Below are 15,042 nucleotides of genomic sequence, written 5' to 3' on the forward strand. Positions count from 1 at the left end.
TACATAGCAAAGGCCAGTTAAAGAAGTTAAGTGTATGAATAAAACTATTATTATTTTACCTTTAATGCTGGCTGTGTCTAGCTGCACACTTTTGCCGAAAATAGAAAACAATGCGAGCAACTTCGAAAAATTTAAGGGATTTAAAATTATGGATATCCCTAGAGAAGATGTAAACGTTGGAGCACAGTGGCAACAAGGTTTTGGTCCAACAGGTGAAGCAGCCAATCCAGAAAACCTGATATCCACCAAGTCGTACACAATAATTGATTCCAAGACTCAATTCGGTGTAGAAATAATAAGTAATTTTTATAAGATCTTAAATTTATCACCTATAGCTCAAAACCATACAAGCGTTTTATTAGAAGATATTAAAATCGTTACAGTCAAAAACTTAACTGAGCTAGATCTTTCCGCGAACACTCAGGTACTCTATGAAGCAATCAGTGTCGGCAATATATCAATAAAAACAGATAGCAGCTACGCTGCAGAAGTAGAATCTGCGCTCCTAAAAAAATTTGGTAATAGCAATATCTCCCTCAATAGTCACAAACTAAGCTCTAAAAAAATTAACGCTAATGATCTCTTCGTAGCTTATCGTGTTGTCGCAATGGGAAAACCCACTATCACTGAAAAAACAAAACGTTTTACTGAAGGATCTATTCAAATTGATGATTTTATTATCAACTTAAATCCTAATGCGGCTATTAATTGTATGTGTGGAAAGTATGCCATCGGTAATGGCCCAACTTTTCAAGAAAAAAGACAATGTGAAATACAACACCCTTTGAAAGTCTCAGTTGAAAATCACTTGTTAGGAAAAACAGCCAGTGGTGGTATGAAGAAACTTTTTGACATCCCATGGAATAGAACAACTCAAGATTATCAAAACATTCATACTTCTCAACACAATGCCTCATATAAAGTTGAGAAGATTCAAATAAATGCCGTCTTAAACTCCAAAGCAGTAAATAGTTGCTTATTTATACAAGGGAGTACTTTTTATGACCGTAGTAATATTAAATTAGTCACAATTACCTATCCAATCCACCCTGTCCAAAAACCTGTTGCCAGTGGCTGGTAATCAAGCTAAATACAACCAGCTCATCACTTGCGATCATTTTTCGCATAATCAACACAAAGAAGCCCACAAATCGCGGGCTTCTTTAAAGCTATTGCTGTGTTTTAAGGCACAACAGTAATACCTGTTGCTTGTGGTCCTTTCTTACCATCAGTGATCGTAAAAGTAACTCTTTGACCTTCATGTAAAACTTTAAAGCCAGTACTTTGAATTTCACTGAAATGTGCAAAAACATCTTGTCCAGAGTCTGCATGAATAAAGCCAAAACCTTTAGTTTCGTTGAACCACTTCACTGTACCAGTAACAGTATTAGACATATCTTTAACCTATTTTTAAAAATGGAGGGTGCTTAGCAGCAAGCAACTTGGAATCATAAACTCTGAGAAGAAATCTGATAAAACGAAAGGTTTGACTAAACTACGAAATGAAAAGATTTTTTGAATCAGCAGTCTTATTCTTCTAGTTAATATTTACTATACACGACTTTACTTTTTTTGCGCAATATCTATCTAGTCTAAGATGATGGTCTATTCTGAGGTTTATTATCGAAAAATCGTAAGAAAATAAAACAAAAAAGCCTACATCGAAATGCAGGCTTTTTTCGCTAAAAGTATTTTCTATTAGATAACAGAGATACTAGTCGCTTGTGGTCCTTTCTTACCTTGGCCAAGAACGAACGAAACACGTTGTCCTTCATGTAAAACTTTAAAACCATTGCTTTGGATTTCGCTGAAGTGAGCAAAAACGTCTTGCCCTGAATCAGCTTGAATAAAACCAAAACCTTTAGTTTCGTTGAACCACTTCACAGTGCCAGTAACTGTATCAGACATACTTTTTAAACCTTTTAAACTTTGTTCATTTATGAGTTAAATCTAGATTTGATATTTAGATTTAACTCAATCTATCTTTATTAAATAGATACTTCAAGTACAAAAACCATCTAAGTCAATCGATATAACTGATTAACCGAAGCATAAAAGCTTTTACCATCCAAGTTAAAGTCAACTTCTTGACCAGACTGCAACAGTACTTTCTTACCTACTTCTACCCATTTTGAACCATTCAACGTATTTTGCTGACGCTTCAAAGGGATGATTTTCACACAAATTTCATTGCCATTACTGGCTTTGGCTATACGCCACTCATTAATAATTTTCAATTCACTATACTCATTACTGAGCTCAGGTGATCGATTTAATTTACTACAATGCTAGACAGATGAGAGAGGAATACTACATTTCTAGAATCTAATAATTTTAGCTATATTTAGGTTTATTTAAGCTAAGGTAGCATGTGTTTGACGTATGGTTCAAACAACTACTTTCAATACATCACAGAGCAAAATTAATTTGGATGCGGGGGTTGGATTTGAACCAACGACCTTCGGGTTATGAGCCCGACGAGCTACCAGACTGCTCCACCCCGCATCAGCGAGTTAGCTTTATACGCCCATATCAAATTTAATGCAAACATTTTCTATAAAATTCGTAAAATATTAAAAATATTGTTTAAAAATAATACGAATATGGGATTTTTTTACATTGTCGAGCATTTTTTGAAGAATATTTTTATTAGTGCTTTAATCGAGATATCAGCAAAAATAAAACTATTGCATTGAATCTTTGATCAATTATTCTCTTTTCGATTCTAAACTCTACAAAAAAAGAGTGCCGTCCTACAATGGCTATGTAACAATAGCAACACACTTATACTTTAATAGCGCTTCATGTCACTGATTATTGGTATCGATCCTGGTTCCCGCTTAACAGGTTATGGCATTATCGAAAAAGACGGTAATAAACTCCGCTTTGTAGATGCAGGAACTATTCGAACAGAAACTCAAGAAATGCCTGAGCGTTTAAAACGTATTTTTGCAGGTGTGGAGCGAATTGTTAAATTTCATGGCCCTACAGAGGCTGCTGTAGAACAAGTCTTTATGGCGCAAAATCCAGATTCTGCGTTAAAGCTTGGTCAAGCACGTGGCGCAGCGATTGCAGCTTTAGTAAATTTAGATCTACAAGTGGCTGAGTATACTGCACGCCAGATTAAACAGTCTGTTGTAGGTTATGGGGCTGCTGATAAAGAACAAGTACAAATGATGGTGATGCGCTTATTGAACTTAACCATTAAGCCACAAGCCGATGCTGCGGATGCACTGGCTGCAGCCATTTGTCATGCTCACGCCTCAGGAAGTATGACTAAACTGGCCGTTTTAAATGCACTAGGTGGTATGGCACGTGGTCGGAGTCGCTCAAGTACTAGACGGCGTTAGGTTAATTTACAAGGCTTGATTCACCACATGATAAATCATTTTCCCCATTTCATGTGCTTGCAAACCTCTCACACCCTTTTCAGCGAGTAAATCCCCTGCCTGTGCATGTAAACTGACAATTTCATGTAATGCGACTTGCTCATCAAATTGTGCTTTTAAACTGGCAATCATGCCTGCCAATACATCTCCCATACCTCCTGTACCCATACCTGCATTACCCTGTGTACAGATAAATAACTCATTCTCTAAAATTAGACTCCCTGCGCCTTTCAGCACCCATTGCCCTGAGTATTTTTGTCGTAACTGATAAATTGCAGCTATACGATCTTGCTCAATCTCTGTTGCAGTGCAACCCAATAAAGTTGCAGCCTCGCCTGAATGTGGAGTTGCATAAACATGAGCATTTAATTGTTGTGGATGTTTGGCCAAAAACCAGAGTCCATCGGCATCAAGTGCGACTTGTAAATGCGAATGCCGATTTAGGCATTCAAACCATTTTAAATATATTAATTCAGCCCATTCATCACGTCCTAAACCCATACCAAAACAGACTGCATCGATTTGCTTTAGTAATTGCTCAATCTCTTTTTGTTCTAAGGCATTTATATCTCGCACCATGATGTTTGGAGAGCGCGCCAAAATCGCTTGATGGTGTTTAGCATGACAAATAACGCTTACCTTTCCAGCCCCCGCATGAAAAGCAGCTTCAGCAGACATGATCACCGCTCCCCCCATATCAGCATGACCACCGATGACGAGAACATGTCCATAGCTGCCTTTGTGTCCAAAGGCTTGACGTTTCGGCAGCACGACTTTTTTAGGTGACAAATAGGCAATCGACTGTAATTCACTATCAACTGGAATCAAGCTGGCTAAATGTAATTGCCCAACATACTCTTTGCCTTGCCCAGTAAACAAGCCAGCTTTGTATCCCAATAGCGTAAAAGTCTGATCTGCTCGAATAGCACAAGGTAAAGCTTGTCCTGTATTGGCATGTAATCCACTTGGGATATCAATCGATATTTTTAAGCCTATTTGCAGATTGTAGAGTTGAATGATGTTTTGCCATTTTTGATCAAGCATTCGGTTTAACCCGATCCCAAATAATGCATCTATATGACAGTCAAATATTGGCAATTCTTGCCCTATTTCATGTTCAGACAGCAAATAGTCAATCGTTTGAATATCAACTTGCTGGCTTTGTGCATAATTAAATGCCTGTTGTAAATCAATAGAATGTCCTAGCTCTGTTGCAAACACAGTCACTTTAAAACCCTGCTGCTTTAAAAAAGCAGCAATATAATAACCATCACCAGCGTTATTACCTTGTCCACACCAAATTGCGATATGTTTAATTTTTTGAACTAGAAATTGTTTATTTAATTCTTGTGCTATTGACCAAGCCGCTTGTTGCATCAACCCCAGTGAAGCGTTTTTTTGAGCAAACCAGCGTTGCTCCCATGCTTGTATACTTTGACTATCATAAACTGGGCTATGGTAAACTAAACGTTGCATGGTTTTCCTCTTATTATCGGTTTATGGCCTCTACTCACTCTTCCAAAAACGCTTCTCAAAAGATTGAGATTCAACAGCTTGATCCCCACGCGCTTAAAAGCTGGATAAAGGCACAAGCTTTGGACTTAGGCTTTTCTGATTGTGTCATTGCCAAACCAGATGCTCAAGATCAAATACCACGTTTTAAAGAATATTTGGAGCGTGGCTATCATGCAGATATGTACTATTTGGAAGAGAACTTAGAAAAGCGCGCAGATCCAACATTGCTTGTTCCAGGTACAAAAAGCATTATCTGTGTGCGAATGAACTATCTTGTAGCACCCCCTAAGCCCCGTTATGTACCATTTGAACCAAATTCAGCCATTATCGCACGCTATGCACGAGGTCGTGATTATCACAAAGTGATACGTGGACGACTCAAAACCTTAGCCAATCGAATTAAAGAAAAAGTGGGCGATTTTGAGTCACGTCCTTTTGCTGATTCAGCTCCAATTTTCGAAAAATCACTGGCAGAAAGTGCAGGTATGGGGTGGACTGGAAAACATACTTTACTCATCCATAAAAAATCAGGCTCATTTTTCGTTTTAGGCGAGCTATTCACATCGTTAGATCTTCCCTTTGATCAGCCCGCAACGGCACATTGTGGCTCTTGTACGGCTTGTATTGATATATGTCCAACTCAAGCGATTGTTGAACCCTACATGTTAGATGCCAGAAAATGTATCGCATATTTAACCATTGAATATAAAGGTATTATTCCAGAAGAATATCGTGCTGGTATTGGAAACCGAATTTTCGGTTGCGATGATTGTCAGTTGATATGTCCATGGAATGGCTTTGCGAAGACGGCAACAATTCCAGATTTTGACCCTAGACACAGCTTAGATAATATCAGCTTACTCGATATTTGGCGGTGGGATGAGGCAACTTTCCTAGCAAATACAGAAGGTAGTCCAATCAGGCGTACAGGCTATCAATCCTTTAAACGCAATATTGCAATCGGACTCGGAAATGCGCCATACTCAGATGAAATCATAGCCAAATTGCAAGAAGCAAAATCTTGGCACGATGAGATTGTAAATGTACATATTGATTGGGCAATTCAAAAACAATTGCAGCAATCTACTGTTCATCAAATAGAAAAATGATGTTTTTTGCCCTATGGCTTTGGCACGATTTCTGTATGATTAATCTCAATCTTTGTAATCAATCATCATGGATATAACAATGACCCTACGTAATGACTGGACTCGTGATGAAATCCAAGCTTTATATGATCAACCTTTTTTAGACTTAGTTTTTGAAGCACAACGCGTTCATCGCCAACATTTCCAAGCGAATACGATTCAAGTCAGCACACTTCTTTCAATCAAAACGGGTAAATGTCCTGAAGACTGCAAGTATTGCTCCCAGTCAGCACGCTATGACTCAAAACTAGAAGCAGAAAAGCGTATTGCAGTTGACAAGGTAATTCGTGAAGCACAGGCAGCCAAAGACTCTGGGTCATCTCGTTTCTGTATGGGTGCAGCTTGGCGTAACCCTCACGAGCGTGATATGCCATACGTCCTAGAAATGGTACGTGAGGTAAAAGCCTTAGGTCTAGAAACCTGTATGACTCTCGGCATGTTAAATCAATCTCAAGCTGAACGTTTAAAAGATGCGGGCTTGGATTATTACAATCATAATCTTGATACATCACGTGAATACTACTCACATATTATCAGTACGCGCACTTTTGATGACCGTTTAAATACATTAGATCATGTCCGTCAAGCTGGCATGAAAGTGTGTAGTGGCGGTATTGTTGGCTTAGGTGAAAGTCGTAATGACCGTATCGGTTTATTGCATGAACTCGCTACCATGCCTGTGCATCCTGAGTCTGTGCCGATTAATATGCTTGTGCCAATCGAAGGAACACCACTTGCTGATGTCGAAAAACTAGATGTAACGGAATGGATCCGTACTATCGCAGTTGCTCGTATCATTATGCCACACAGCTATATTCGCCTATCAGCAGGACGTGAATCACTTAGTGATTCGGATCAAGCATTGGCATTTATGGCTGGAGCTAACTCGTTGTTCTCTGGTGAGAAACTTCTTACAACGCCAAATGCTGGCGAAGGTAAAGATCAAGTGTTATTTGCCAAATTAGGTTTGACTGCTGAAAAGCCAAAACCAACTGTTGCAGAGCTCTCAATAGATGCAATGAGTGCATAAACGCCAAAAGCCTTGTCAACTGACAAGGCTTTTTCTTTCTCGTTTTGAAATTATACTGATGTCACTAAGATGCCATATTTCGCATTTAAGAACATTCCTTCTCGGATGATATCCACACCAGCAGCATGGGTAACGGATAACTCCTGTGAGTGCACATCAAAATGGAATGAATCAAATACCTCCTGATGATGCATTAGCCACATCAGAGTATCAGTCAAATTTTTATCTACAGTATAGGTTTCAGAGTCAAAATTCTTATCCATAGCGCTATTCTGATCACAAGATGAAATAACATCATAACCAATAGCCTAGATAAATTCAGCTCAAGCTAAAACAATTGACTAAACCATATAAGTATTCAGCTTTAATTTAGACACCTAACATTAAGCTGCAAGCGGTCGTTCAATTTGAATACCTGTTATTAGACTTTGCATTGCTTTAGGGTTGAATTGCAAAGTCAAAATATGGCTATCTAGATGAACATGATAAGCACTAATCAATGCCTGCTTCCCTTGATCGGTTTCAAGTACGTATTCATCCACAATGTTTAGGATACCTTCAAGATTAGTCGTACTCGAAGCACGGTCATGTCCAAACAAATCATAGATCGTTTGTAAATTAAAACTGGTTTGGTGTTCTGTCGGATGAGACTTTAAATAATCCTGCAAAAACAGAACAAACTTGTGTGCGAAGAAATAATAGTCTGGTTTGTGGGTATAAAGCATGTTCATGGATATCTCCTTGCGGTGTTTTTTTCATCAATTCATGCTTAAAAATTAGTCCCACAATCTTAAAAAATTCTTAAAAAAAGTTTGAGCTTTTTGTTAACCATTTTGATGACCCAAAATTTTAATTTTAAGAATACCTAATCATTTGTCATAAAAAATTCATATAAAATTCCGCCAATTTTGAACAAAAAATAAACAATCAATTATTGCTAATAAATTTTTTGTAATTTTTACCAAATTTTATATTTCTCAACCCGTATATTGAAGATTTTTTGACCAAAAAATAAAATGAAACAAACAGTTAAATTTGATCGCAGGAAAATTTAAACAAAAATTAAGCATTTTGTTACACAGTTTGCATTTTGTTTAATTAATGGTATATTTCGCACATTACTTGTTCAGCGCAAAAATTTAACTGAAGAGGTAATATAATTCAAACTTTTAGCTGATGTATTTGAGAAATTATTATGAAAAAACTTGCTTTGATCGCTGCTCTTTCAGTTGTTGGTATTGCAAATGTACAAGCTGCTGACGGAACAATTACAATCAATGGTTTAGTAACTGACAAAACTTGTAACATCGTTACTCCAGCAGGTAAAGACTTCACAGTTACTCTTCCTACTGTTTCTAGACAAACTCTAGCAAATGCTGGTGATGTAGCAGGTCGTACTCCATTCCAAATCAACTTGGAAGACTGTTCAGCTGGTAAAGTTGCAACTTACTTCGAACCAGGTGCAACTGTTGATTTCAATACTGGTCGTTTAATCAACCAAGCTGCTGCTGGTGCTCAAAACGTTGACGTTCAATTACTTGGTGACAACAACCAAGTAATCCCTGTATTAGCTGCTGGCGCTACTGGTGCTCAAGCTAACTCTCAGTGGGTTGACGTTGTAGAAGGCGGTAGCGCTGATCTTAACTACTATGCTGAATACTATGCAACTGGCGCTTCAACTGCTGGTGAAGTAACAACTTCAGTTCAATACACAATTATTTATCAATAATCTATTGATAACTGAGTTTCTATGTTTTCGAACATAGAAACTCCTCTGTATTTCATCACTTTCGCCTTTTTCTGAGAATGTTTCACATGTCATTTAACGGTAGTAAATTCTTGTCTGGTTTTGCACTCTGTTCAATGTTAGCAACTGCTACTCATGCAGAGATTGTCATTCACGGCACGCGCGTTATTTATCCTTCCGATGCACGTGAAGTCACTTTACAGCTCAGTAATAATGGCTCTAAACCTGCATTAGTCCAAGCATGGATTGATGAAGGAGATCCAAAAAGTACACCTGATCAATCAAAAGTTCCTTTTATGATCACGCCTCCGATTTCGCGTGTTGAAGCAACAAAAAGCCAAACTCTCCGGATTACAGCTTTACCAAGTGCATCACAGCTAAATCAACAGCAAGAATCTGTACTTTGGTTAAACGTATTGGATATTCCACCTCGACCAACAGGTAAAGGTGCTGAATCAGTACCAGATAATTTTTTACAACTTGCAATTCGTTCAAGAATTAAATTCTTCTACCGCCCTGCGAGTATTAAAGAAGATGCTAATTTAGCAGCCGATAAGCTGCAATGGCAAAAAGCAGGTCAAAGTGTGGTCATCAAAAACCCAACACCTTTTCACATTACGATGACTTCAATCTATCAAGTCAATGGTGATAAAAAAGTTGATTTATTACCCAAAGGTTTAATGTTAAAGCCATTTTCTGAAGATCGTGTTCAATTAAAAATCTCCAATACTGAAAAAATGAGCTTTATCAATGTGAATGATTATGGCGGACGTGTCGAGAAACCAATTAAGTTTCAATAATCATTTTTCATCCAGATAACCAATAATTTTAAGTACCTATACAATATAGGCGATTCTTATTATGTCAAAAAAGCACGCACCATATAGATTATTAAAGCGTCATATTTGTTTTTACCTAACCTCTGGCATAATCAGCATGACTGTGCCAGTGATGGTGTATGCAGACGAACTCAAAAACAATAATGTGATGGAAGCCGAGTTCGACTCTTCGTTTTTGATTGGTGATGCGCAAAAGATCGATATTTCACGCTTTAAGTACGGTAACCCTGTATTACCAGGTGAATATAATGTAGACGTATATATTAATGGTAAATGGTTCGGCAAACGCCGTATGCAATTTAAAGCTGTCGATCCTAAACAAAATGCCGTTACCTGCTTCAACTCTAATACTTTGCTCGAGTACGGTGTTAAGCAAGATGCTTTAGCGATCCATCAGTCTGCTATTTCACAAAATAGCTGCCTAAAAATAGATGAATGGATTGAAGATGCATACTATGATTTTGATACGTCTAAGTTGCGTGTAGATATTTCTATTCCTCAGGTTGCGATACAAAAAAATGCTCAAGGCTATGTCGATCCAAGTGTTTGGGATCGTGGTGTAAATGCTGGCTTTTTATCTTATAGCGGTAGTGCATATAAAACATTTAATAGAAGCAATGACAATAAAGAAACCACTAATGCATTTATGGCATTAACAGCTGGAGCGAATCTTGCTGGCTGGCAATTACGTCACAATGGTCAATGGCAGTGGAAAGATCAGCCTAACGAGAATGAAAGTAAATCAAACTATCAATCTACAAGTACCTATTTGCAACGTGCATTTCCTCAATATCGTGGTGTACTTACATTAGGTGATAGTTTTACCAATGGTGAAGTTTTCGATTCATTTGGATACCGTGGTATTGATTTTTCTAGTGATGACCGGATGCTGCCAAATAGTATGCTGGGTTATGCACCTCGTATTCGTGGCAATGCAAAAACAAATGCTAAAGTTGAAGTACGTCAACAAGGGCAATTGATTTACCAAACGACTGTATCACCAGGTAGCTTTGAAATTAATGATCTCTACCCAACGGGTTTCGGTGGTGAACTCGAAGTTTCTGTGATTGAATCAAATGGTGATATTCAAACATTTTCAATCCCCTACGCTTCTGTCGTTCAAATGCTAAGACCTGGCATGAGTCGCTACTCGGTCACTGCTGGTGAGTTCCGAGATCGTGATATTGATTTAGACCCTTGGGTTGTACAAGGTAAATACCAACTCGGTATTAACAACTACCTGACTGGTTATACAGGTTTTCAAGCAACTGAACGATATGCATCTGCACTATTAGGTACAGCTTTTGCGACACCTCTAGGTGCTATTTCAGTTGACGTAACCCATTCTGAAGCTGACTTTGAGAAAAAAGCGTCTCAATCTGGTCAAAGTTATCGCTTGAGCTATAGTAAGCTGATCTCTCCGACAAGTACCAATTTAACCTTAGCCGCATATCGATACTCGACTGAAAATTATTACAAATTACGTGATGCACTTTTAATCCGTGATTTGGAAGATAAAGGTATCAACAGCTATGCTGTGGGTAAACAACGTAGTGAATTTCAAATTACCTTGAATCAGGGTCTTCCTGATGGTTGGGGTAACTTCTACATGGTCGGTTCATGGGTTGATTATTGGAATCGCAATGAAAGCGGTAAACAATACCAGTTTGGTTATAGTAATAACTACCATGGTTTAACTTATGGTTTATCTGCAACCAAACGACAAGTTGACTATAGCTCTAATAATCGTACACGTGACACTGAATACTTGATGACGCTCTCCTTCCCATTGAGCTTTAAGAAACATTCGATGAATGTGAATGCAAATGCATCACAAAACAACAGAACTGTTGGTGTTAGTGGTACTGTTGGCGATCGCTTTAGCTATGGTTCATCCATGTCACATCAAGACTATAACAATCCAACATTCAACGTAAATGGTCGCTATCGCACCAATTTCACGACCGTTGGTGGATCTTATAGTATTGCTGATACCTATCAACAAGCGATGGTAAGTTTAACAGGAAATATTGTTGCGCATCGCGATGGTATCTTATTCGGCCCTGAACAAGGTCAAACCATGGTATTGGTTTATGCTCCTGATGCAGCAGGTGCCAAAGTCAATAATACAACAGGTTTAAGTGTCAATAAGGATGGCTATGCTGTTATTCCTTATGTAACACCATATCGTTTAAACGACATCACACTAGATCCACAAGAAATGTCTACAAATGTCGAACTTGAAGAAACTAGCCAACGAATTGCCCCATTCGCAGGGTCTATTACGAAAGTAGACTTTTCTACGAAGAAAGGTTATGCAATTTACATTGCTGCTAAAACTTCGACTGGTGAAAATCTACCATTTGCAGCTCAAGTATTTGATCAAAATAATGAGTCTGTTGGTATTGTTGCTCAAGGTAGCATGGTGTATTTGCGTACCCAAAAAGCACAAGATCAACTGTATGTAAAATGGGGTGATGATAGCACTGAGCAATGTGAGATTACTTATGATGTAATAGCTCAGCTTGCACAAGATCAACAAAACTTAATAATGACTGAGGCGGTTTGTAAATGAAAAAATTACTCTTAAACAGTGTTTTGCTCACCGCTGGTCTTGGTTTGTATGGTGAGGCAAATGCAGCTTGTACACCAGCATCAGGATTTACAACTATAGACATTAGTATGGCTGTAGGTCGTGTCGTTGTTCGACCTAGTGATCCTGTTGGCAAAATTCTAAATAAATCTTTATTTGAAATCCGCCCTAACTCTCAAACTATGTACATCAATTGTAATAGTAACGAAATGATGGTAGCGAGGCTAATACAGAATCGTCCAATAAGTTCACTGGGCAATAGTATTTACTCAACAAATATTCCTGGAATTGGTATTCGACTTTATCGTGAAGCATTTAATGCGACGAACTTTTCAGGCTATTACCCCTATACACGTCCTGTACCTGGAACTCGTGTTATTCTTGCTGAGGGTTATTTTGTAGTTGAAATTATTAAAACCGCAGAAAATACAGGCTCTGGAACATTAGTTCCTGGACAATATAGTACTTATTATGCTGGAAGTCGAAGTGATCGCCCTTTCTTAACCAGCACAGTTTATGGAAATGCAATTACTATTGCATCTTCTTCTTGTGAATGGCGAGGTAATATTAACAAAGCTGTCACACTACCAACTGTCACAAAATCAGGTTTTACTGGTGTTGGATCCACGCAAGGTGAGCAAAGCTTTGATCTAAATATCCTTTGTAACGGTGGTGAAAACCCAACAGGTTATGAAGAGAAAAACCTAATAAGTTTGAGTTTTGATTATCAAACCGAAGGTACAAACACTCAAGTCCTAAGAAATCTCGAACCAAATGCAACAAAAGCAAACGGTGTAGGTGTTCAACTTCTATGGAATTATAATAATCAGAATCGCGTGATTGGTTTAGGTGACAAATTAGAATTAGGTACAGTTAAATCTAACCAGACTATTGAATATAACGTACCACTTACAGCGCGATATTATCAAACAAATGCCAACGTAACAGCAGGAAAAGTTCGAGCAATGGCAACTGTAACTATTGAATATGATTGATTTTTCACGAGACCTCTTTTTTTTAAAAGAGGTCTTTTTTTTAAAAAATCAAACTATAAATTCTGAAATTTTCACTTGATAAAAATTAAATCCATTCAAAAGTATGAACTTTTAGCTTTTTTAAAAAAATTTTAAACCACTTAACTTATAGGAACTATCAATGAAAAAAATTGGCATATTGACGCTTAGCTTAGCCCTGCTTGGCTGTGGTGAAAATCAAAATAGCTCACAAAGTAGCAGTACTACATCCCAATCTACAGCAACAACATCAACTAGCTTAAGTTTACGTAGTTTAAATCAGAGTCAAACATGTCAGTATAACTTTGATGCAACACAACAAGATTACGATGATTGGAACAATCAAAATTCTGGATATATGCCAATAACCATCTTTCCGATTATTGATGGTCAAAAATTCAGTTTTTCAGTATTACCATTTACAGAGGAAGAATTTTCGTACATCAGCTACATCTCAACCACTAAAGCACAATTAAGTGGTACGAATAATGATGGCGATTTTACTTTACCTAAATCAGGTATTATAGCACTAGAAATGCAGCTTAAAGTTCCTAAAAAACTTTCAGAAAATTCTTCCTACATCTCTGACATATCTCTAAGAGCTATAACAGGAAATGGCTATACAGTGGATTCAAATTTTGGCTTTCAATCAGGAACTTATGATCCAGATTTTGGGGAAAACCCTTCAAATTTAAATTATAGTTTGTCATCTCGACTTAGTGATGGAACTGGCCCTACCTCAACTTACTTCCAATACATCAACATGACTAATAATCCAATAAGCTATCAACGCTTAGGTATATATATTAACCAAGAAAGCAAGCAAGTCGGTTTTATTCTTAACGGAATAGATAAAGGATATCAATCTAACCTACCAGCGATATTGGAGAATATTAGCTTTCATGTTCGAAGCGGTGTGGCAATAGAATTTGACCCAGAAGACGAACAAAAATTCTCATCAGAGCTAATCACTGACCGCAATGCTCTACAGTTCACTTACCCACAAGGTACGACTGATATCTGTGGCAATATTATTTAAAGCATAAATACGAAAGCCTAATCCTGAGATTAGGCTTTTTCTTTTTTAAGCACTGTTCAATGCTTAAATTCAAATGAAAGATTAATTTTCTTCTCAAAAAATAAATTTAAACCAAATTCACATTATAAAAGAAATAAGTGATTAAGATAACAAACCCAATTCAATATAACACTTATCAAAATTAAAATAAAATTATAACCAATTCACATTTTAAAAATTATTTTAATCAACACCTTATATTTAAGATTGCCTTTATATTAATTTATATGTTAATAAATAATTAATTCATTATAAAAGGATCATAAATATGAATAAAATAATATATAAATTCATATTGTCTGCGTCGTTAGCAATCATAGCCTCTACCAGCTATGCAGCCAATACGATAGAAATAACTGGACAAATTGTCGAAGACACTTGTTCTCAGCAACATCAGCATCAAGATTGTGAATTAATCAACAATTTAAATAAAAAAATAAATAAGGAATCAACAAATTTAAATGATTTGGTAATTAATTCACAAAAAAACAATATGATTGAAATTAATATTGAAAGGAGACCCGAAAACAATAATAGTGTAATTATTATTAGTTATTATTAATATAGAAAAATAAAACTCAATACTACTGTGCTATTAAATAATTATTTAACACCCAAAAAATAAAGTTTTATAGCACAGTTTTAAATAAAATGGGCACACATCACCAAAACATAATGTGATATAAATTA

At 37.0% G+C, this 15,042-nt stretch carries 16 protein-coding genes and 1 tRNA gene; 10 read left to right on the plus strand and 7 right to left on the minus strand.

Annotated features, from left to right (window positions below; genetic code table 11):
* Positions 1-34: 34 nt before the first annotated feature.
* Positions 35-1,081, plus strand: a complete 1,047-nt coding sequence (locus F927_RS02045) for a hypothetical protein (protein WP_005081017.1) — start codon at positions 35-37, stop codon at positions 1,079-1,081.
* Between the two features lie 101 nt (positions 1,082-1,182).
* Here the strand turns inward: F927_RS02045 and F927_RS02050 are convergent, their stop codons facing one another.
* The 4 genes from F927_RS02050 to F927_RS02065 all read right to left on the minus strand — a co-directional run bounded on the left by F927_RS02050 (position 1,183) and on the right by F927_RS02065 (position 2,505).
* Positions 1,183-1,395, minus strand: coding sequence for a cold-shock protein (locus tag F927_RS02050; RefSeq protein WP_004638805.1), 213 nt, complete (start codon positions 1,393-1,395; stop codon positions 1,183-1,185).
* 303 nt (positions 1,396-1,698) lie between these two features.
* Positions 1,699-1,908 carry a cold-shock protein gene (locus F927_RS02055; protein ID WP_004638802.1) on the minus strand — a complete coding sequence of 70 codons (210 nt, stop codon included), beginning with the start codon at positions 1,906-1,908 and terminating at the stop codon, positions 1,699-1,701.
* A gap of 110 nt (positions 1,909-2,018) precedes the next feature.
* Complete coding sequence (locus tag F927_RS02060; RefSeq protein WP_004638801.1) at positions 2,019-2,237, minus strand: hypothetical protein; 219 nt, start codon at positions 2,235-2,237, stop codon at positions 2,019-2,021.
* 191 nt (positions 2,238-2,428) lie between these two features.
* Positions 2,429-2,505: transfer RNA gene (locus tag F927_RS02065), tRNA-Met, on the minus strand.
* 299 nt (positions 2,506-2,804) lie between these two features.
* On the opposite strand from F927_RS02065, the gene ruvC reads away from it, so the two are divergent.
* Positions 2,805-3,350 (plus strand): crossover junction endodeoxyribonuclease RuvC, encoded by a 546-nt coding sequence (gene ruvC / locus F927_RS02070; protein ID WP_004638800.1) that lies wholly within the window; start codon positions 2,805-2,807, stop codon positions 3,348-3,350.
* Positions 3,351-3,356: 6 nt separating this feature from the next.
* Here ruvC and F927_RS02075 read toward each other — a convergent pair whose 3' ends face one another.
* Positions 3,357-4,865 carry a bifunctional ADP-dependent NAD(P)H-hydrate dehydratase/NAD(P)H-hydrate epimerase gene (locus F927_RS02075; RefSeq protein WP_005081020.1) on the minus strand — a complete coding sequence of 503 codons (1,509 nt, stop codon included), beginning with the start codon at positions 4,863-4,865 and terminating at the stop codon, positions 3,357-3,359.
* Between the two features lie 23 nt (positions 4,866-4,888).
* Here F927_RS02075 and queG point away from each other — a divergent pair, with 23 nt between their 5' ends.
* Together queG and bioB are read left to right on the plus strand one after the other, a co-directional pair.
* The gene (queG, locus tag F927_RS02080) at positions 4,889-6,013 is read left to right on the plus strand and encodes a tRNA epoxyqueuosine(34) reductase QueG (RefSeq protein ID WP_005081022.1); all 1,125 of its coding nucleotides are present in this window, start codon (positions 4,889-4,891) and stop codon (positions 6,011-6,013) included.
* Between the two features lie 79 nt (positions 6,014-6,092).
* Positions 6,093-7,082: a biotin synthase BioB gene (gene bioB / locus F927_RS02085; protein WP_005081024.1), complete on the plus strand. Its 990-nt coding sequence runs from the start codon at positions 6,093-6,095 to the stop codon at positions 7,080-7,082.
* A 50-nt stretch (positions 7,083-7,132) separates the two neighbouring features.
* Here bioB and F927_RS02090 read toward each other — a convergent pair whose 3' ends face one another.
* Positions 7,133-7,345, minus strand: coding sequence for a hypothetical protein (locus F927_RS02090; RefSeq protein ID WP_004638793.1), 213 nt, complete (start codon positions 7,343-7,345; stop codon positions 7,133-7,135).
* Positions 7,346-7,465: 120 nt separating this feature from the next.
* The gene (locus tag F927_RS02095) at positions 7,466-7,813 is read right to left on the minus strand and encodes a hypothetical protein (RefSeq protein WP_005081026.1); all 348 of its coding nucleotides are present in this window, start codon (positions 7,811-7,813) and stop codon (positions 7,466-7,468) included.
* 464 nt (positions 7,814-8,277) lie between these two features.
* On the opposite strand from F927_RS02095, the gene F927_RS02100 reads away from it, so the two are divergent.
* The 6 genes from F927_RS02100 to F927_RS02125 all read left to right on the plus strand — a co-directional run bounded on the left by F927_RS02100 (position 8,278) and on the right by F927_RS02125 (position 14,914).
* The gene (locus tag F927_RS02100; protein WP_005081028.1) at positions 8,278-8,811 is read left to right on the plus strand and encodes a fimbrial protein; all 534 of its coding nucleotides are present in this window, start codon (positions 8,278-8,280) and stop codon (positions 8,809-8,811) included.
* A gap of 86 nt (positions 8,812-8,897) precedes the next feature.
* Positions 8,898-9,629 carry a fimbrial biogenesis chaperone gene (locus F927_RS02105; RefSeq protein WP_004997033.1) on the plus strand — a complete coding sequence of 244 codons (732 nt, stop codon included), beginning with the start codon at positions 8,898-8,900 and terminating at the stop codon, positions 9,627-9,629.
* A gap of 61 nt (positions 9,630-9,690) precedes the next feature.
* Positions 9,691-12,243 (plus strand): fimbria/pilus outer membrane usher protein, encoded by a 2,553-nt coding sequence (locus F927_RS02110; RefSeq protein ID WP_005081030.1) that lies wholly within the window; start codon positions 9,691-9,693, stop codon positions 12,241-12,243.
* A complete protein-coding gene (locus tag F927_RS02115; RefSeq protein ID WP_005081032.1) occupies positions 12,240-13,256 on the plus strand; it encodes a fimbrial protein in 1,017 nt (338 codons plus the stop codon). The genes F927_RS02110 and F927_RS02115 overlap by 4 nt, the downstream gene beginning before the upstream one ends.
* 160 nt (positions 13,257-13,416) lie before the next feature.
* A complete protein-coding gene (locus tag F927_RS02120; protein ID WP_005081034.1) occupies positions 13,417-14,313 on the plus strand; it encodes a DUF4882 domain-containing protein in 897 nt (298 codons plus the stop codon).
* 307 nt (positions 14,314-14,620) lie between these two features.
* Positions 14,621-14,914, plus strand: coding sequence for a hypothetical protein (locus tag F927_RS02125; protein WP_005081037.1), 294 nt, complete (start codon positions 14,621-14,623; stop codon positions 14,912-14,914).
* Positions 14,915-15,042: the final 128 nt, after the last annotated feature.

This window comes from Acinetobacter haemolyticus CIP 64.3 = MTCC 9819, from assembly GCF_000369065.1.
In the GTDB taxonomy this organism is placed as follows: domain Bacteria; phylum Pseudomonadota; class Gammaproteobacteria; order Pseudomonadales; family Moraxellaceae; genus Acinetobacter; species Acinetobacter haemolyticus.